The sequence below is a fragment of the Flavobacterium plantiphilum genome, from assembly GCF_046000495.1.
Classification (GTDB): domain Bacteria; phylum Bacteroidota; class Bacteroidia; order Flavobacteriales; family Flavobacteriaceae; genus Flavobacterium; species Flavobacterium plantiphilum.
The window spans coordinates 399,074-417,867 of sequence record NZ_JBELQA010000003.1; the positions used below are offsets into that span (position 1 = coordinate 399,074).

An 18,794-nucleotide genomic window follows, 5' to 3' on the forward strand; every position below is an offset into this window, starting at 1 on the left:
TTTTAGATATGAAAACAAAATATATAATGGCCCTTTTAGCAATTTTGCTATTAGCCTCCTGTGAAAAAGATTTTTTAGACCCAGATTCTCTTTCAACTGTTGATAATAAATATATCTTTTCTAATGTTGATGATGCCAGAAAAGGCGTTAACGCAGTGTATTCTTATTTTCAACAGGATGCCTTTAGATCCAGACTATCAAATAATATGTGTGGTAATACTGACATTGAAAGAAATTCCGGATGGAATAGTACAGCAGACAGATACCAAATTTGGGATTTAAATGCTTTAGATACAAATGGGGATTTAAATATTGTATGGACATACGCCTATAGAGCTATCAGAGATGCTAATATAGCTATTGACGGAATAAAGCAAAGCGGTAATTTAGAATCTTCAGATGCAAGTGTAAAAAGAACTTTTAATCAATTATTAGGGGAATGTTATGTACTCAGAGCATATTGGTACAGTATGTTAGCCTATTATTTTGGAGATGTACCTTATTTGACGCAGGCTCCTGTCTCAGGGATGAATTTTAATCTTCCTAAATCAAACAGAAATGAAATTTTAACTCAGGAAATTCAAAATATAATTGATATAGAAGAGAGTATGTTATGGGCTGACCAGCTTCCATACGGTATTGAACAAGTGAATCGCGAATATGCTTTAGGGATGATTGCCAGACTGTCATTACAAAGAGGCGGATATTATTTGACTCCGGAATTGAATATGGTAAGAGATAGCGATTATTTAGATTATTATCAAATTGCAAAAGATTATACTGAAAAATTAATTACATTAAAGGACAGAGTCTTACCTACAGATTTTAGAAAGATATTCATGAATCAATGTAAGTTTTTAACTCCTTTAAATGAAGAAATTTTATGGGAAGTTCCATTTCCTAAAGGAAGTGGTGATGTAGCATGGAATATCGGAATAACAGTAGATGGAGGACCAACTTCCAAACATGATTATGGTTCGGGTGGTAACTACATGGGAATCCCTGTTACTTATTATTTGTCTTTTGATAGTAAAGATAAACGTAGAGAAGTTACTTGTGCTTTATATAAAATTAATACAGATTTTGTTCCGGAATTTATTTCCAATGTAAATAACATTGCTCAAGGAAAATGGAGCAGACACTTTTTAGATACACCTCCAGGGAAACAATCTGCTAAAGGTACAGGTATTAACTGGCCTATGATGCGTTATGCAGACGTTCTATTGATGTATGCTGAAGCTGAAAATGAATTAAATGGTCCTACTGCTGAAGCTCAATATGCACTTAAAAGAGTACGTCAAAGAGCTTTTGATCAAACGGATTGGATTACTAAAGTGGATGGATATGTTGCTCAGGTATCAGGATCTAAAGCAGCTTTTTTTGATGCAATTGTTGATGAGCGTGCTTGGGAATTTGGTGGAGAAATGATACGTAAATATGAATTAATAAGATGGGGTATTTATTCAGATAAAGTGAAAGAAACTGTGGAAGGTCTGAAGAAATTAGCAGATGAGGCAAATTCAGGTACAGGTACAGGACCTGATTATATGTATTGGAAGTTGAATGAAAATGGTGATTTTGTAGTTTTAAATCCAGATACTAAAGTTGCTACTGCTCCTGATGATACATGGAAAAGACAGCCGTTTTTAATACAATTGTATAACAGTACAACTACTTATCAAGAGTGGATTACTAAGGATTATGCAAAATATTATTTAGATGGACCAAAACCAGGTGTAGCTAGATATATCTTTCCAATACCTGCAATTAATATAGCAAATAGTGATGGTACACTCAAAAATGATGGGTACGAATTTAAATAACCAGTTATAAAAATATAAAGATGAAAAATATAAATAATATTTTAAGTGTAAAGATAATTCTGTTTTTATGCTTAAGCGTTATAGTCTTTAATGCTTGTCAGGCAGATGAAGAAGTATTTGCAAAGACACGTTTGTTTCGACCAGTTCTTTCAGAAGATTTATTTGCTGAAGGTAATGTTGTAATTGTTAACATGGGGAAATTAAAAGAGGCAATTGGTTATACTGTAGAAGTAAGTAGAGATACTTTTAAGACCATTGATTATACTATAAATACTGAAGTAAGCCGTATTGAAATTAACGAGGAACTTATTGGTGAAGAATTATTTTGGAACACCTTGTATCAGATTAGAGCAACTGCTCATGCACAAGACCCTCAGTATGATAGTAAAGTTTCTGACCTAGGGAATGTGAAAACAGAACGTTTTCCAACAATATTAAATATTCCGGCTACTTTTGATGTGACTGATATCGCTGCCAGAGTATCATGGACAGTAGCAGGTGAGGCTGTGACAGGAATCAAAGTTTTTGCAGGGGACGATTTAAAACTTAAGACACCTCTGTTTCCTCAAAAATCTGTTTCTTCTGAAGAACAATTAGCCGGAGTTTCATTTGTTGAAGGATTATCTCCGGAAACAAGTTATCAGATTGCTATTTATAGTGGTACGACACTTAGAGGTTGGGTTGATTATAAAACCAAGGTAGCTGATATAGACCCTAATGGTCCGGGAGTTATTGATATTAGAGCGGATACGAGTCCTTCAGCTGTAAACAATGCGTTGACAACTGCTCCGGAAGGTGCAATTATATTAGTAAAAAGAGGGATGACTTATGATATGCCATCATATGCCATCAATAAATCAGTAACTATTAGAGCGGCTTATGGATTTGGGGAACAAAAAGCTAAATTATATAAAGACGGAAATATGAATATAGCATCCGGAACTAATATTGATCATATTCGTTTTATCGATTTGGAAATCAGGGGTAAGAATTATGCTGGAAATTATGTCTTTAATCCATCTAGTGGGAACACCATCATAAATGAATTGACATTTGACAATTGTAAAATAGGTACACTTAGAGGAGTGGTAAGGATGAGAGGTAATAATGCCGTTATTAATACTTATGAAATTAAAAATTCCATTGTCGACAGTATCGGAGGGTATGGAGTATTAACTGTAGGTGAAGGAACGACACAAACGGCAAATGTTAAGAATATTAAATTAACAAATAGTACCTTTAATAAGGTTACCTATTTAATTGTTTCAACTAATAATTCTGAAACAATAATGATTGACGGTTGTACATTTGCAAATGTGACAAACTATTTCCGTTATACTGGTGACGCAACTAAAAGTAATGTAATTAATGGTGTTTCTATTAAAAATTCTATTTTTGGTCATGCCTGGGATGAAACCGGTGCAGCAACGACCTGGACAACAGTAGGAATTCCTAATGGTTTAGCTAATACCAGTTTTGATGTGAGTAACAGCTATACTACATCTGATATTACCTGGAGTAAAGAGGTTCCTAATTTGACTCCAAAAACATACTCTAAAAATCAAAGCGATTTATGGGTAGATCCACAAAATAATGATTTCAATTTTAAAGATAAATCTTTTATAGGAAGAATAACTGCGGGTGATCCTAGATGGAGATTGAAATTATAATTATTGGTTTGTATCACTTTTAGGTGAATTCTAAAACAAATCATTTACTTAGTTTCTGCAATACTTTCTAGTATTGCAGAAACCTTAAAGACCTATTAATAACAATAATTAGTTTGTTAGTTTTTTTATTGAGGCATGCTTATTTAATATGCATGCCTCTTTATATATGCCCCAAATTTAAATAATTTAAATACCTAAAAAAGATGAAATTAATAAACCTTATTTTTTTAGTATTATTAACCACTAACTGTACCAAGGACTCCGGCTCCGAAAAAGAAACTGTTATTGAGGAAGTAACAGAAAAGCCGGTACAAACTAATGAAGAAGCCTTTGCTTTTCCGGGAGCTCAGGGATTCGGACAAAAAACAACCGGAGGAAGAGGTGGAAAAGTTTTATTTGTTACTAATTTAAATGATTCCGGTACAGGGAGCCTAAGAGCCGCTGTAGAAACAAACGGAGCACGTATTATACTTTTTAAAGTATCAGGAAATATCAGTCTTAAATCAGCCTTAAAAATTAACAATCCCGACATAACTATAGCAGGTCAATCAGCTCCGGGTGACGGAATCTGTCTTAAAGATTATCCTGTTACTGTAGCTGCAGATAATGTTATTATTCGCTATATACGGTTCCGAATGGGCGATGAAGCTCAGCAGGAAGGTGACGCATTAGGCGGACGGTTTCATAAAAATATCATCGTAGATCATTGTTCTATGAGCTGGTGTACCGATGAATGTGTTTCTTTTTATGCCAATGAAAATACCAGTGTTCAATGGTGTATTATTTCCGAAAGTTTAAAAACTTCCTTTCATGTCAAGGGTTCTCATGGTTATGGTGGCGTTTGGGGCGGTAGAGATGCGTCTTTCCATCATAATCTTTTAGCACATCACGATAGCCGGAATCCAAGATTAGGCGAAGAAGCAGGCAAAGCATTTGCTTTGACAGATTTAGTCGATTTGAGAAATAACGTAATCTACAATTGGGGAGGAAACAGCTGTTATGGAGGCGAAGCGATGAATGTAAACATCATCAACTGTTATTACAAACCCGGTCCAATGACTTCTAAAACAACGCGTATTGTATCCATTGATAAAAATAAAATTTCAGGAACTGAAGTCTACGATATTTGGGGCAAATTTTATATCAGCGGAAATTATGTCGATGGAAGTCCGGTCACAACCGAAAATAATTGGGATTTAGGAGTCTACAATCAATTTCACTCCAGTTATGGGACTGTTTCTGATGCAGATAAAACAGCAATGAAATTAGCCCAGCCATTAGATATAAAAAATAATGTGACCACCCATACTGCTATTGTTGCTTATGACAGAGTGCTGGCCTACAGTGGGGCTAATTTAGTACGGGATGCTGTTGATAAACGTATTGTAGACAATGTTAAAAACAAAACTTATTCATTTGAAGGTTCAAATGGAGGAACTAAAGGCGCTATTGATTCTCAAAAGGATGTAGGCGGATGGCCTGAACTAAAAAGTACAACTCCTTTGTTAGATAGCGATAATGACGGAATGCCGGACGAATGGGAAATTAAAATGAAACTCAATCCTAAAAAGGCTAATGCTAACGGAAAGGAACTCAGTACCGCTTATGATAATATAGAAGTATATGTTAACAGCTTAGTTGACGCAGTAAATTCAGGACAATACAATTAATTGATTTTAATAATATTTAATAATAAAAAATATGAAAAAAAGTATAGCTTTATTAGGTTTAGTATTCTTGTTTTTGTTTTCCTGTTCGAAAGACGACGATATGGATAAAGAAGTACAAGTAAAAACAATTGTAATTAATGGTAATAATGCACTGACCAGTACACCTAAGCCGCTTACAGTGACTGTGCTTCCTACAGATGCCAGTCAAAAAGAAGTAGAGTGGAGCGTTTCTGATTCTGAAGTTGCAGTAATTACCGAAACCGGAATACTAACCGGAATAAAAAACGGAACAGTAGAGGTTACTGCCACGGCTACAGACGGATCAGGGGTTAAAGGAAGCAAAACGTATACTGTTTCGGGTATAACAACACCTACAGTATTTGTAGAAAATATAACGATTACAGCAGCTACAATCTCCAACGGTCAGCCATTACAGTTAACAACACAGATTACTCCTGCAAATGCGACTAACAAAACGCTTACCTGGACTATTTCAAATCAGGCTATAGCAACTATTAGTGCTACGGGATTATTGACCCCTAAAACCAATGGTACGGTAACTGTAACAGCAACCACTACTGATGGAAGTGGAAAAAGTACTCAAATTGATATAACTATTTCGGGCGTTTCGTTCCAAACGACAGTAAGAGGCGAAAGCATTTTGTTATGGCAAAGAAGTAATGGAGGCTGGGGAAAAGCTATTCCTGATTTAAATGATTACAATGTAGCACCAACAGCTCAGGAAAAAACTACTGCATTGGCTACAAAAAATAATACCGATACAACCATCGACAACGGACATGTGGTAACGGAATTGAGATGGTTACTGGCCGACTATAAAACAACTCAGAACCCGAATTATTTGGCTGCTGCCGAGAAAGCGATTGACTGGCTGTTTTTAGCACAATATGCTAATGGTGGCTGGCCACAATACTATCCGGACAAAAGTGGTTACAGACATCAGATAACCTATAATGATAATGCTATTGCGAATGTGATGAATTTGATGTGGGATATTATAAAAGGAAAAAACAATTTAGATCTGGTAAATACAGCTTATAAAGAGAAAGCAACTACCGCTTTTAACAAAGGAATTGATATTATATTGAAAACTCAAATTACGTATAAAGGCAAGAAAACAGTGTGGTGTGCACAACATGATGAAGTAACGCTGCTGCCTGCATTAGCCAGATCCTATGAACTGCCATCTTTTAGTGGCTCAGAATCTGTAGCTATTGTACGTGTTTTGATGCTTGTAGAACAACCATCTGCAGCAGTAAAACAAGCGGTGAAGGATGCCGTTGACTGGTTTAACGGAGCCAAAATTTTTGATATCAAGACAGAAAAAATTAATGATTCTTCTCAGCCGTCAGGTCAGGATGTTGTGGTGGTTGCTGCACCCGGCAATGTAATCTGGGCAAGATTTTATGATTTAACGAATAATTTACCAATGTTTTGCGGTCGAGATGGAATTCCAAAAACTACATTGGCAGAAATTGAAAATGAGAGAAGGGTAGGGTATTCCTGGTACGGTAACTGGCCATCCGGTTTAATTGGTTCAGAATATACCAATTGGAAAGCGAAACATGGCTTATAAATGAATCTACTCTAAGATTTTTTTATAAAATTTGACCAACTAAAAACCATCATTAACCAACCAAAAAGAGAATAGTAATAGCTCAATACTTTTTTTATGCTATAAAGTTATTTTTATAAGCCCGGTATCCCGGACTGCTATTACTATTCTCTTATGTTTATTTTCAATCAATTATGGGAAAAAACATTACTTTTTTTAAAATCGGAATACTCTTTCTGATTTTGGGTTTGCATTGTCAATCCTTTGCTCAATCGGTAAATGCCACGGCAACAGTCAGCTGGGCATTTAATTCAGGAACGGCAAACCAGCTTCCTACTTATGGTTCCGGAACTGAGAGTTATTTTAAACCGGCTTTGGTTACACTGGCAAGCAATTATGTTTATAACGGTACAACCACTCCCAATGCGTCCACTGTAACAGCCGACCCCACTTTAGTGGGCGTGGTTTTTACAAATATAAAATGTGCCTTAGCATCAGGTAACTCTCCAGTAGGAGCAGTAGCAGAAAATCTATTAGCTTATAGTGTTACACCGGTAACAGGATTAGATTTTAAACCTAGTTCGATTTCGTTCAATTGTCTGCGTTTTGGTACTGGCTCCGGTCTTATTGATTTGTATTGGAAATCTAATGACGGAACTACTACAACCTCAACATTAATACAGGCTAATATTAAACCCGCACGTGATGGAGCTATAGTAGCGGGAGATAATACCACCTCCGTAAATATTGATTTAGCATCATTGGCTTTACCAACATCTACAAAAGAATGTACTTTAGAGGTCTATATACATAGTCTGGGTTCCGGAAAATCAGTTGGTCTGTCCAATATAAAAATCAATGGAACTATTAAAGGAAGTGTTGCTGCTGTAACAACTTATACCTTAACAGCCTCAGCTGTTCCAGAAACAGGAGGGAGTGTCAGTAATCTTCCGGTAGGCAGCATTCATGATGCAGGAACTTCGATTACAGTTACTGCTGCTAAAAACTTTGGTTATGCTTTTTCACATTGGGAAAATCCGGCTGGCCAACAAATATCGACAGACAATCCTTATACCTTTGCCATAGCAGCTGATACATCGCTAAAAGCAGTTTTTAATGTAAGAAACACCTATGCACTTAACCTGACGGTGAACGGTGGTAAAGAGTATATGGTAACTGCGACTCCCGCAGGTACTGAAGTGGGAGCTGTGATGAAATATGAAGAAGGGACCAATGTTTTGATTAAAGCATCCGCTAATCCGATAATGAGTTTTTCTAATTGGGGAACGGGGGAAACTACATCGGAACTGTCAGTAGTGATGAATCAGGACAAGACAGTCAATGCGGTATTTAGCGTGGTTGATTATGTAGTGGGCTGGGATTTCTACAAAACGGGAAGTTCAGGACGTGTGGCAGATTTTGCTTCAAAAACAGATAATACTGCTTCAGCATTGGTGTTGAGAAAAGCAGATGGAACAAATACTTCCTGGTTGGGCAAATCAGTGTCAGAAGGAGGTAATTATGGAAGAGGTTCCGCTGTAAACTGGAGGCTTATAGATGATAAATATTATTATCAGATTAGCTTTAATGCCACCGATTTTATCAATATGAGTGTTCGTGCAGGTATGTTGTTTAATTATGTTGCTTATTCTGTGCAAAATGTGGAATATTCTCTGGATGGAACCAATTTTACTCCCATTGGTACTTATACACTGACTACTCCACAAGTTTGGAATGACCAGACTTTTAATTTGCCTGCTGATGCTAATAACGCTCCGTTAGTTTATATCCGCTGGATTCCGGATTATACATCGCCTAGAATTGGTGCCGGAACAACTAATGACGGCACCTCCATTTCTGATATTTATGTATTAGGTTCACAGGCTATTGTTAATGATGGTGTTGCTCCTGTTTTGACCGCGAGCATTCCTGCAAATGGAGCTGCAACTGCATCAACAAGCGGGAATATTGTACTTAATTTTGACGAGAAAATCCAAATAACAGCAGCTGTTACTGCTATGCTGGGAAGTAAAACTTTAACCCCGGTAGTTTTTGGTAAAACAATAAGTTTTCCTTATACAGGCTTAGATTATAATACTAATTATACTTTTACACTTGCTGGCGGTGTAGTGTCTGATTTATCAGGAAATACGTTAACTACTCCTGTTTCTTTCTCATTCACTACTTTAAACAAGCCGGTGGTGACTAAGAAAAAGTATGATTTTATCGTAGGTGTCAATGGTGATTTTGCGGCAGCAAAAGCAGCAGCTCAGGCTAATGCTTCTACCGGAGAACGTTTCTTTATCTTTTTCCCTGATGGAGAATATGATTTGGGTAATACAACTGGAGATGCTACACAGCAAACCTCTATTGGTATTCCAAATGTATCTTACATCGGACAAAGCGCAGATGGAGTTATCCTGTTTAATAAACCTTTGGCAGCAAATGAAGGTATTGGAACTACACCAACTATTAATTTCCTTTCTTCGTCAACCAATATTTATATGCAGGATATAACGCTTTTGAACAAAATGGATTATCGTACAGGAACTTTCACAGGACGTGCTGTTGCTCTTCGGGATCAGGGCGACAGAAATATTTATAAAAATGTAAAACTGCTAAGCAATCAGGACACTTACTACACCGGAAATAACAGATACTACCTTGAAACAAGTGAAATTCACGGAACTGTAGATTTTATATTTGGTGGTGGTGATGTGTTTTTTAATGAATGTACGATGTATTTAGAGGATAGATCAGGCAATGTTGTTACTGCAAATGCAAGCAGTGCAGATCGTAATTGGGGATATGTTTTCAGTAATTGTACTATTGATGGTTTTGGTGTAAATAACAGCTCTTACAGATTGGGTCGTCCGTGGAATGGTCAGCCTAAAGTTGCCTATATTAATACAAAAATGAAGGTGCTTCCAACAGCAAATGGCTGGGGTGATCCTATGAATGTTGTTCCTTATCGTTTTGCGGAGTACAATAGTCAGACTGCCACAGGAGGAATTGTAGATTTGAGCAATCGCCGTACTTCTTACACAAAAGATGCCACTACAGTGGTACTCAATCCTGTATTCACCGAAACACAGGCATTAACTTATACTATTGAGAATGTTTTGGGAGGAAATGATGGCTGGCAACCTAAACTATACACAGATCAGGCCGCAAAACCTAATAACGTAGTGCTTAACGGAACAACACTTGCATGGGACAATAATAATTATGTATTGGGTTGGGCTGTTTTCAAGGATGGACTATTTGTTGATTTTGTTACAACAAACAGTTACCAAATCCCTGCAGCAACGGTATCTGGTAAATATACAGTCAGAGCAGCTAATTCTATGGGAGGGCTGGGTTCAGCATCAAATGAAATTACTATTAGCTGTCCGGATGTTTCAGCTTCTCCAATTGTTACTGCAGCAAATACCTCGCAAATAGCAGTAGGTACTACACTTCAATTATCGCATCCCATTGCTGGTGGAACATGGACAAGTAGTGCAACTGCTACAGCAACAATAGATGCGAATGGTTTGCTTACAGCTTTAGCCTCGGGAACTACTACTATTACTTATACTTTATGTACTAATTCTATAACAAAACAAATTGTAGTTGCAGCAGTGGAATCAGATAGTGATAATGACGGAGTGCCTGATAGTAAGGATTTATGTCCAAATACTACATCCGGTGGTGTAGTAGATGCGAATGGTTGCTTTACTTTGGCTTCGGATAATTTTTCAATAGAAGTTATTGGAGAAAGTTGTAAGGATAAAAAGAACGGAAAAATAATTATTGCTGCTAAGAAAGCATTGAATTATACTACAGTGATTAACGGAGTACCCCATAATTTTACTACTGCTAAAACAATTGAAAATGTCACACCCGGAATGTATGATTTCTGTATTGCTGTTGCTTCTGAATCCTATAGCCAATGCTTTAATGTAGCGGTGGAAAGCGGAACGAATATAACTGCTAAAACTGCCATGGTTTCGGATAAACTTTCAGTAGATATTGAAAAAGGTACAGCACCTTATACTGTTTTGCTAAATGGAAAAAATGTATTAGAAACTACTGCTGCTTCTTTTTCAATTGATGTAAATCCCGGAGATTTAGTTCAGGTTCAGACTGCAATTGCCTGTGAAGGAACAATCAATTCAAAAATCGATAATGCTTTGTTGGTGGCTTATCCAAATCCAACTACAGCAGCTTTTGATATTGATATCCCTCTTGGGCTTGATAATGTAAAAGTGGACTTGCTGGATGTTAAATCGCAATTAATTTCCTCTGACAGCTACAAAGTAACTGATGGGAAAGTACAAATGAATCTGGAATCTAATCCTGTAGGTATTTATTTTGTCAGGGTGTATTTATCTGAGGAGCCAGCAGTATTCAGAATTATAAAAAAATAATAAAATGAGAAAATATTTATTCCCTATATGTTGTGCTTTGTTATTAATGTCTTGTGGAGGCGGAGACGATAATTCAGATCCTGTTACTGAAAATAAAGCACCTTCAATCCCCGGTTTAGTGACACCAGCAAATAATTTATTGTGTATTGATAATGCAGTGGTTTTTGAATGGAATGCTGCATCTGATCCGGATTTTGATGCTATAACTTACCAAATTGAAGTTGCTAAAGACAATCAGTTTAAACAAATTGATTACACTAATTCCGCATCAGGAACAACTAAAAGCATTTCATTAGAAAAAGGGATGCGTTATTATTGGAGGGTAAAAGCAGTAGATTCACAAAATTTATCCGGTAAATATTCGGAGGTATTTCAGTTTTATACCGAAGGTGTCGGATTAACCAATCATTTGCCTTTTGTCCCGTCGCTTGTAAAACCGGAATTGTCTTCGGTTTTAACGACTAATTCAGTTATTTTAGAATGGGATGCTTCGGATGTAGATGCAAATGATGTACTTACTTATGATGTGTATTTTGGAACAACAAATCCGCCAACTGCAAAGATTTCTTCTAATCAAAGTCTGAAAACTTATACTCAGAGTCTGAATTCTTCAGGAACATACTATTGGAGTGTGGACGTAAAAGACCAAAAAGGAGGGATTTCAAAAGGGCAGGTTTGGAGATTTGTTAAGAATTAGCTATTCTTAAAATTATATAAAGCTATTCGGGATTAATTTTTCGAATACAATCCTTTTTTCCAAATTTCCACAATCAAAGAACCGCTAATTTCAGAAAAAGCAAATTTAAAAGGATTTAAAATTCCTGAAACCAAGGAATACGATTTTAATATCCTTGCCGGAAAAACCTATAGTTTTAAAGCGAAATAATTAAAAAAATCAATAGGGATGGGCTTTAGCCTAATAAATGGGTTTATGTTTTAATTTATAAAGTGTTTTTTATAAATTCATTCCAAGAAATATTAATTTAAAAATTACCGATGAAAAAATTAGGATTGTATTGTACAAACAAAAAATTAAAAACTATATCGTTTTTGTTTTTTGTGATTTGTTTTCAAAATCTAAACGCACAATATTTAAAAGGTCTCACCCAAGTAAGCGATACATCTTTTGCGACAGCGAGTGCTTTTAAAAAAACATTGAAATACCATCCTAATACCACGATGGTTCCTGAAATGCATTTTGAAAATGTAAAGCAAAAAAACAATGTTACCTATTGTAGTTATGGCAAACGCAAAATGAAATTGGATGTTTTTTATGATAAAAATGCAACGCAAAAGCAAACTGCAATTATCATTATCCACGGTGGAGGCTGGCGTTCCGGGAACAGGCAACAACACCATCCGATGGCACAAAAATTAGCTAGTTTAGGGTATGTGTGTTTCACTCCGGAATACCGACTTTCGACTGAGGCACTTTTTCCTGCAGCTATTTACGATATCAAAGCTGCCATACGTTGGGTTCGAAAAAATGCCAGTCAATACAATGTTGATCCTAATCAGATTGTAGCATTGGGGTTCTCTGCCGGAGGCGAAATGGCAGCATTTATGGGAACAACAGCGAATATGCCTTTGTTTGAAGGAGTGGTAACTAATTCGGATTCGCAATCTCAGGTAAATGCGGTAGTCGATATCGATGGAACCTTGTCCTTTGTACATCCTGAAGGAGGAGAAGGGGATGAAAGTAAAAATGTTTCTGCAGGAACTTATTGGTTTGGTTATACTAAAAAAGACAATCCAAAACTCTGGGAAGCCGCATCACCTTTAAGTTATGTAAGTGCACAAACTCCTCCCTTTGTTTTTATCAATAGTTCTGTAGCGCGAATGCATGCCGGCAGAGATGATTTTAGAAAAGTGTTGACCGAAAACGGGATCTATTCTGAAGTGCATGAATTTGAAAACTCACCACATACTTTTTGTTTGTTCGAGCCTTGGTTTAGTCCTACCATTGGATATATTGATAGTTTCTTGAAAAAAGTTTTTAAGAAATAAAAAGTAAGTTTTATAAAATAACAAAGCCTCAAAATTATTTTTGAGGCTTTGTTATTTTAGTTTGCACGGGCGGAGGGATTCGAACCCCCATCAACGGTTTTGGAGACCGCTATTCTACCCTTGAACTACGCCCGTAGTAAAAGTTTTGTGGGCGCAAATATAGCTTTATTTGGTAAAATAACTAACGCTAAAGCCCACTATCACGAATAAAATTCAGTTGTTTTTTATAATGATTTGGTTATCAGTAAAATGATTTTTTAAATTCATCTTACCTAAGAATCCTATTGTAAGCAAAACCATTTTATGTTTGCTAATTGACTTTTTTCTCCAAATAGAAAAAGTTTTTACGATATAGAAAAACAAATCTTCAATTTAGCACTAAACCTGCATCTTGCCCAGATAAGATGTTGACGGTAGTTTTTAGTACTGCTTCTTGAATCCTTACTCTTTATTAAATATTTTCTTTCTGTGATTTATACCCCAATCTTTAAGCGCAAGGATTATCGGATTTAATGTAGCTGCATAAGGCGTCAGTTTATACAAGATTTTTACTGGATAATCGTCTATCACAATTCTTTTGATGAGCAGGTGTTCCTCCAAATCCTTCAGCTCTTTTGCCAAAACTTTTGGTGTTAAGCCATCGATGCTATCCTGAATATCCGTAAATCTTTCATTGCCAAAACCCAATGAAATAATAATTTGCAATTTCCATTTGCCATTGATAACCTCTAAGGTGTCGCGCACGGGTATCACAGTTTCCAGACAGTTATTGTATCCTTTTTTTACAGCCATACTTATTTGGTTTTTACTTTCCTTTAGGAAAGTACTATACAAAGGAAAGTTATTTTTAGTAAATTTGCAAGAGAAATTATAAGACAGACTACATAGATAGATACTGCGGTATTAACTCTTTAAAAATAATAGTCAATAGACACGGTCTTAATATTTGGTATCGGACCGATTGGTAAAGATGAAGACCAGGATTTTGAGAATCAGATGCTATTGGGGCTTATTGTTAGAATTTCTTAAGTAAAGATTAACAGCATCTCAGAATATATGAAGAAAGAAAAAATAGGATATTCCATTTTAGAACTAGCTGTAGTTTCCCAAGATGACACTATACAACAAACGCTGCACAAGTCATTGGCGCTTGCTAAAGAGGCGGAAGCTTCAAACTACAAACGCATTTGGTTTGCAGAGCACCATAATTCAGATAATATTGGCAGTAGCGCTACCTCTTTGCTTATTGGGTATGTCGCAGAAAACACTAACAGCATAAGAGTAGGGTCAGGAGGGATTATGCTTCCCAACCACTCTCCCCTAATTATAGCGGAACAATTTGGAACTTTGGCGCATTTGTATCCTGACAGGATTGATTTAGGTCTGGGGCGGGCACCGGGTACAGATCCTCAAACTGCCCAAGCTATACGATCTGATTTTATGCAGGCAGCGCATTCATTTCCCGGGGAGATAAAGAAAATTCAGCAATACTTTTCTCTGGAAAATAAAAACTCGAATGTACGAGCTACCATTGCGGAAGGTACAAATGTGCCCCTTTATATATTAGGCTCCAGCACAGATAGTGCTCACTTGGCAGCAAAAGAAGGCTTGCCTTATGCCTTTGCGAGTCATTTTGCATCCACACACTTACAGAATGCTTTAAGGATATACGAACAGGAGTTTCGACCTTCTGAATTTCTCCAGCAACCTTATAAAATTGCAGGAGTCAACGTTTATATAGCAGACACAGACGAAGAAGCCGAACGCATGTTCACCAGCTTAATCAGAATGTTTATGTCAGTATTAACGGGAGCCAGAGAGCCCCTGCATCCGCCAACAGCAATGACAGAGGAATTGGCTGCCATGTTTAATCACCCTTCTTTAAATCAAATGCTGAAATATTCTTTTGTAGGAAATAAACAGACCGTGAAAAGTCAGATTCAGGTTTTTCTTGATGAAACTGGAGTGGATGAACTGATAGCGGTATCTACAGCATACGCCTTAGAAGACCGGTTGAAATCTGTTAGACTATTTGCAGAAATTATGACCGAAATAAACCTCAATGATAGCGAGCTGTATAAAGCCAAATAGCTCTTTTTGCAAACGATTGAAATTCTTTTTCATTCAAAGAAATTCAATAAAACATTCATTTAAATTTTAATAAAAAAAGCATCAACTATGGAAGAAAATAGTTTAAAAAATAATCTTCATGGATCTATAGCCGAATCGCCATCTTTTCACAAAGTGGTTCGAGAAAGAACATCTTGTCGAGGCTTCCTACCGGATCAAGTACCTTCAGACATCCTAAATTCTGTCCTAGAAGAAGCTTCTTTAGCTCCCTCAAACTGCAATACACAACCTTGGGAAACCCACGTGGTTTCTGGAGACAAGCTTGAACAATTATCGGAAGCCATCTTAAAAGCGGATGAGGCAGGAAATATGTCGCCTGATTTCAGCTTTGATGCAGCTGAGTTTTATGGGCGCTATGATGAACGTAGGTTTGACCAAGGCAAAGCACTTTATGAAGCGTTTTCTGTTAAACGTGAAAATAAAGAAGGTCGAAAAGAAGTTTCAAATCAAAATTATAAATTTTACAATGCGCCACATTTAGCCATTCCATTCATGCCTTCATTTGGTGATAATGTACGTGTTGGCGGAGATATTGGAATGTATGGTCAAAACTTTCTTTTGTCTCTTACGGCTCACGGATTAGCAGGAGTACCGCAAACGGCTGTAGGTTTTTTTGCTGATACTGTAAGGGAAATATTGAATGTTCCAAAAGAACTTAGAATGTTATTCGGAATTTCTTTCGGTTATGCAGATCCAAGTGCACCCGGTAACAGCTATAAACTTGGCAGAGACCCGATTTTCAGAACAGTTGTTTTTCATCAGTAATACAGTTTTTTCTAATGGATAAAGCAAAAATGAACAAAAAGAAAATGATACTGGGTGTGGTTCTGGGGAACAACTTCGGAAATAATCCCGCCACCTGGCGAAAGTCACACATTGATCCCAGCTCATACACGAACATTGATGCTACGGTAAAGCAGGCAAGGACAGCGGAACGAGGCGGAATGGATTTTATTTTCCTACCCGACCGTCTCTTCATGCGTGGAAACCCTGCCTTGTCACCTCCCATATTCAACATTGACCCGATCATCACTCTTTCGGCAGTAGCCCAGGCGACCGAACGTATTGGGCTGATTGGTACGGCATCCACCACCTTCACAGAGCCGTATCTCTTGGCCCGTCAACTCAAGGCACTCGATGTTATTAGTCGAGGCAGGGCAGGATGGAATGCCGTCCCAAGCTACGAACCCGAAGCCTTCGCCAACTTTGGTATGACATTGCCACCACGGGAAAAAAAGTATGAGCGGCTCCACGAAGTGATACACCTCGTACAGGCACTCTGGGGAAGCTGGGGCGAAAAGGCAGGGAAGCCCGACCAAGCCGGCATGTTCGCTAACCCAGCTTATATTCGACCTGTCAACCTTCAGGGAAGACATGTTGGGGCACGCGGACCACTACCTGTCCCTCCATCAGAGCAAGGTCAGCCAGTCATTATGATGCCTGTAACCAGTGGTTATGGACTAAAGGCAGCTGGCATGTACGCCAATCTAGTTATTGGAATGCCATCTAGTATGGAACAACACCGGGCTATGCGCCAAACCTTGCAAGAGGCAGCGGTTCAGGCTGGCCGTGGACCAGAGGAAATAAAGTTTATCGTATTTGCCCCTTATACGGGTTTAACGGCTGAGCAGGTAGCTGACCACCTACAAGAATTGTTTGAGGCTGAGGCGGTAGATGGGTTTGTGATGAACTTTGACGATTTTCATACTGAAATAGATGAATTTGTTGAACGTGTTATACCTATTCTGCGCAAACGCGGTCTAATTCCCGACGGCTACCAAGGAAAGACCCTCCGCGATCATTTGGAACTGCCATCACAGTACGGACTCGATCCTCGTATCGTGTCTAATTTATAAGTTAGGTACTACAGCTACAGCATAAATTCTTGAGGAATCAATGCTTTCAGTTTTATTTGTCAAATTATTACAAATGGTTCAGATGCAACTTATTGAAAATGAGTTTCTTTGTATTTTATTTTGTTGTAAAATTTCATATATTTGAAATACTTAAAAAATAAATCAATATGGATGAGTTAGTTACTTTAACAGAAGAAGACTTGCAAACACGCTCTTCCTATTTGTGTAAAATTGCAAGCGAGAAAAAATTCAGTTTTGGTTGGGAAGATATGGAAAGCCATTTTGAGCTGTTCATTGAAGAAGAGACGGGATTGCGGATTTTTGATGAAATTGTATTAGTTAGTGGTGTACCAACCTTAGAAAGGACACGTCGGTTTTATGATATTATCGAAAATGAACTGGATAAATACTAGTTTTTTGCCGCTGCAAAAAAAACGAGCCATAAAGATTGTTTATGACTCGTTTTTTTATTTCAAAATTTGATTGATTGCATCCAGTTCTTCTTTAGTAAAACTAATATTATCCAATGCCTTAATAGAATCGGTAATTTGTTCCGGTTTACTGGAGCCAATAAGTACCGAGGTAATCCGTTCATCTCGTAATAACCAGGCGAGTGCCATTTGGGCTAATTTTTGACCTCTTTCTCTGGCAATGTTGTTCAGAGCGATGATTTTTTCTACTCTTTCAGGAGTAATATGATCAGCTTTTAAGAATTGTCCACTGGTAGCAACTCTGGAATCGGCTGGGATTCCGTTTAAATATTTGTCGGTTAGTAATCCTTGTGCCAACGGAGAAAACGGTATGCAGCCTACTTTTTCTTTTCCTAGTAAATCTAAAAGTCCATCTTCAACCCAACGCTCAAACATCGAATATTTGGGTTGGTGAATCAGGCAGGGAGTTCCCATTTCTTTTAAAATCTTGAAAGCTTTTGCGGCTTCCGCCGGACGGTAGTTGGAAATACCAACGTACAACGCTTTTCCTTGTTGAACAATCAAATTCAAAGCTGCCATTGTTTCCTCTAATGGTGTTTCCGAATCGGGTCTGTGATGGTAAAATATATCCACATATTCCAAGTCCATTCTTTTTAAACTTTGGTCTAAACTGGAAACCAGATATTTCTTCGAACCCCAATCGCCATACGGACCGTCCCACATGGTGTAACCCGCTTTTGAAGAAATAATCATTTCATCTCTGTAATTTTTGAAATCTGATTTTAAAATTTTCCCAAAACAAGTTTCAGCTGATCCCGGTGGTGGTCCGTAATTATTGGCCAGATCAAAATGGGTGATTCCATTGTCAAAAGCTGTTTTTATCAGGTTTCTGCTGTTTTTAAAATCGCTGTTTTCCCCGAAGTTGTGCCATAATCCTAATGAAAAGGCAGAGAGTTTTAATCCTGAGTTTCCACATCGGCGGTATTCCATTTTATCGTATCGATTTGTCGCTGGTTGATATTCCATTTGTTGAATGTTTTCCATAATCGTTTACGAAAATAGAATTTTATTTTGGAATAATGGAGCAGGTTTTTTTATATTATAGTTCGGTTTATAATTTGATTCTTTTTTTTATTTGCTAAAATTTTTATGTTAAAATTTTAAGATATTCGAAAATTGATTATTTATTTTTAGATTTGACCCACTAACCCCTAAACTA

13 protein-coding genes and 1 tRNA gene are annotated in these 18,794 nt (G+C 37.2%); 11 read left to right on the forward strand and 3 right to left on the reverse strand.

The genetic code is table 11. The features are described 5' to 3' along the window. Positions 1-8: 8 nt before the first annotated feature. The 7 genes from ABS764_RS07095 to ABS764_RS07125 all read left to right on the forward strand — a co-directional run bounded on the left by ABS764_RS07095 (position 9) and on the right by ABS764_RS07125 (position 13,158). Entirely contained in the window at positions 9-1,823 is a 1,815-nt protein-coding gene (locus ABS764_RS07095; protein WP_408081098.1) for a RagB/SusD family nutrient uptake outer membrane protein, read from the forward strand. Between the two features lie 20 nt (positions 1,824-1,843). Further along, entirely contained in the window at positions 1,844-3,493 is a 1,650-nt protein-coding gene (locus tag ABS764_RS07100; protein WP_408081099.1) for a DUF4957 domain-containing protein, read from the forward strand. Positions 3,494-3,696: 203 nt separating this feature from the next. Then, positions 3,697-5,163, forward strand: coding sequence for a pectate lyase family protein (locus ABS764_RS07105; RefSeq protein ID WP_408081100.1), 1,467 nt, complete (start codon positions 3,697-3,699; stop codon positions 5,161-5,163). A 31-nt stretch (positions 5,164-5,194) separates the two neighbouring features. After that, entirely contained in the window at positions 5,195-6,760 is a 1,566-nt protein-coding gene (gene pelA, locus ABS764_RS07110) for a pectate lyase (RefSeq protein ID WP_408081101.1), read from the forward strand. Between the two features lie 173 nt (positions 6,761-6,933). After that, the gene (locus ABS764_RS07115) at positions 6,934-11,151 is read left to right on the forward strand and encodes a pectinesterase family protein (RefSeq protein WP_408081102.1); all 4,218 of its coding nucleotides are present in this window, start codon (positions 6,934-6,936) and stop codon (positions 11,149-11,151) included. A 4-nt stretch (positions 11,152-11,155) separates the two neighbouring features. Then, positions 11,156-11,848, forward strand: coding sequence for a glycoside hydrolase family 78 protein (locus ABS764_RS07120; RefSeq protein ID WP_408081103.1), 693 nt, complete (start codon positions 11,156-11,158; stop codon positions 11,846-11,848). A gap of 299 nt (positions 11,849-12,147) precedes the next feature. Next, positions 12,148-13,158, forward strand: a complete 1,011-nt coding sequence (locus ABS764_RS07125) for an alpha/beta hydrolase fold domain-containing protein (RefSeq protein ID WP_408081104.1) — start codon at positions 12,148-12,150, stop codon at positions 13,156-13,158. A 64-nt stretch (positions 13,159-13,222) separates the two neighbouring features. Here ABS764_RS07125 and ABS764_RS07130 read toward each other — a convergent pair. Together ABS764_RS07130 and ABS764_RS07135 are read right to left on the reverse strand one after the other, a co-directional pair. Beyond that, positions 13,223-13,293: transfer RNA gene (locus ABS764_RS07130), tRNA-Trp, on the reverse strand. Between the two features lie 306 nt (positions 13,294-13,599). Beyond that, positions 13,600-13,992, reverse strand: coding sequence for a winged helix-turn-helix transcriptional regulator (locus tag ABS764_RS07135; RefSeq protein ID WP_408081105.1), 393 nt, complete (start codon positions 13,990-13,992; stop codon positions 13,600-13,602). 222 nt (positions 13,993-14,214) lie between these two features. On the opposite strand from ABS764_RS07135, the gene ABS764_RS07140 reads away from it, so the two are divergent. The 4 genes from ABS764_RS07140 to ABS764_RS07155 all read left to right on the forward strand — a co-directional run bounded on the left by ABS764_RS07140 (position 14,215) and on the right by ABS764_RS07155 (position 17,557). Further along, entirely contained in the window at positions 14,215-15,249 is a 1,035-nt protein-coding gene (locus ABS764_RS07140; RefSeq protein ID WP_408081106.1) for an LLM class flavin-dependent oxidoreductase, read from the forward strand. 87 nt (positions 15,250-15,336) lie between these two features. Beyond that, complete coding sequence (locus ABS764_RS07145) at positions 15,337-16,053, forward strand: nitroreductase (protein ID WP_408081107.1); 717 nt, start codon at positions 15,337-15,339, stop codon at positions 16,051-16,053. Positions 16,054-16,067: 14 nt separating this feature from the next. Then, complete coding sequence (locus ABS764_RS07150) at positions 16,068-17,144, forward strand: LLM class flavin-dependent oxidoreductase (RefSeq protein ID WP_408081108.1); 1,077 nt, start codon at positions 16,068-16,070, stop codon at positions 17,142-17,144. A 167-nt stretch (positions 17,145-17,311) separates the two neighbouring features. Then, the gene (locus tag ABS764_RS07155) at positions 17,312-17,557 is read left to right on the forward strand and encodes a hypothetical protein (protein ID WP_408081109.1); all 246 of its coding nucleotides are present in this window, start codon (positions 17,312-17,314) and stop codon (positions 17,555-17,557) included. A gap of 54 nt (positions 17,558-17,611) precedes the next feature. Here the strand turns inward: ABS764_RS07155 and mgrA are convergent, their stop codons facing one another. After that, the gene (gene mgrA / locus ABS764_RS07160) at positions 17,612-18,601 is read right to left on the reverse strand and encodes an L-glyceraldehyde 3-phosphate reductase (protein WP_408081193.1); all 990 of its coding nucleotides are present in this window, start codon (positions 18,599-18,601) and stop codon (positions 17,612-17,614) included. Positions 18,602-18,794: the final 193 nt, after the last annotated feature.

What these genes read in the sequence shown, in the direction of transcription:
- pelA (WP_408081101.1), top strand. Translation starts at nt 5,195, where the DNA reads ATGAAAAAAAGTATAGCTTTATTAGGTTTAGTATTCTTGTTTTTGTTT.
- ABS764_RS07145 (WP_408081107.1), top strand. Translation starts at nt 15,337, where the DNA reads ATGGAAGAAAATAGTTTAAAAAATAATCTTCATGGATCTATAGCCGAA.
- ABS764_RS07115 (WP_408081102.1), top strand. Translation starts at nt 6,934, where the DNA reads ATGGGAAAAAACATTACTTTTTTTAAAATCGGAATACTCTTTCTGATT.
- ABS764_RS07095 (WP_408081098.1), top strand. Translation starts at nt 9, where the DNA reads ATGAAAACAAAATATATAATGGCCCTTTTAGCAATTTTGCTATTAGCC.
- ABS764_RS07140 (WP_408081106.1), top strand. Translation starts at nt 14,215, where the DNA reads ATGAAGAAAGAAAAAATAGGATATTCCATTTTAGAACTAGCTGTAGTT.
- ABS764_RS07105 (WP_408081100.1), top strand. Translation starts at nt 3,697, where the DNA reads ATGAAATTAATAAACCTTATTTTTTTAGTATTATTAACCACTAACTGT.
- ABS764_RS07155 (WP_408081109.1), top strand. Translation starts at nt 17,312, where the DNA reads ATGGATGAGTTAGTTACTTTAACAGAAGAAGACTTGCAAACACGCTCT.
- ABS764_RS07150 (WP_408081108.1), top strand. Translation starts at nt 16,068, where the DNA reads ATGGATAAAGCAAAAATGAACAAAAAGAAAATGATACTGGGTGTGGTT.
- ABS764_RS07120 (WP_408081103.1), top strand. Translation starts at nt 11,156, where the DNA reads ATGAGAAAATATTTATTCCCTATATGTTGTGCTTTGTTATTAATGTCT.
- ABS764_RS07125 (WP_408081104.1), top strand. Translation starts at nt 12,148, where the DNA reads ATGAAAAAATTAGGATTGTATTGTACAAACAAAAAATTAAAAACTATA.
- ABS764_RS07100 (WP_408081099.1), top strand. Translation starts at nt 1,844, where the DNA reads ATGAAAAATATAAATAATATTTTAAGTGTAAAGATAATTCTGTTTTTA.
- mgrA (WP_408081193.1), bottom strand. Translation starts at nt 18,601, where the DNA reads ATGGAATATCAACCAGCGACAAATCGATACGATAAAATGGAATACCGC.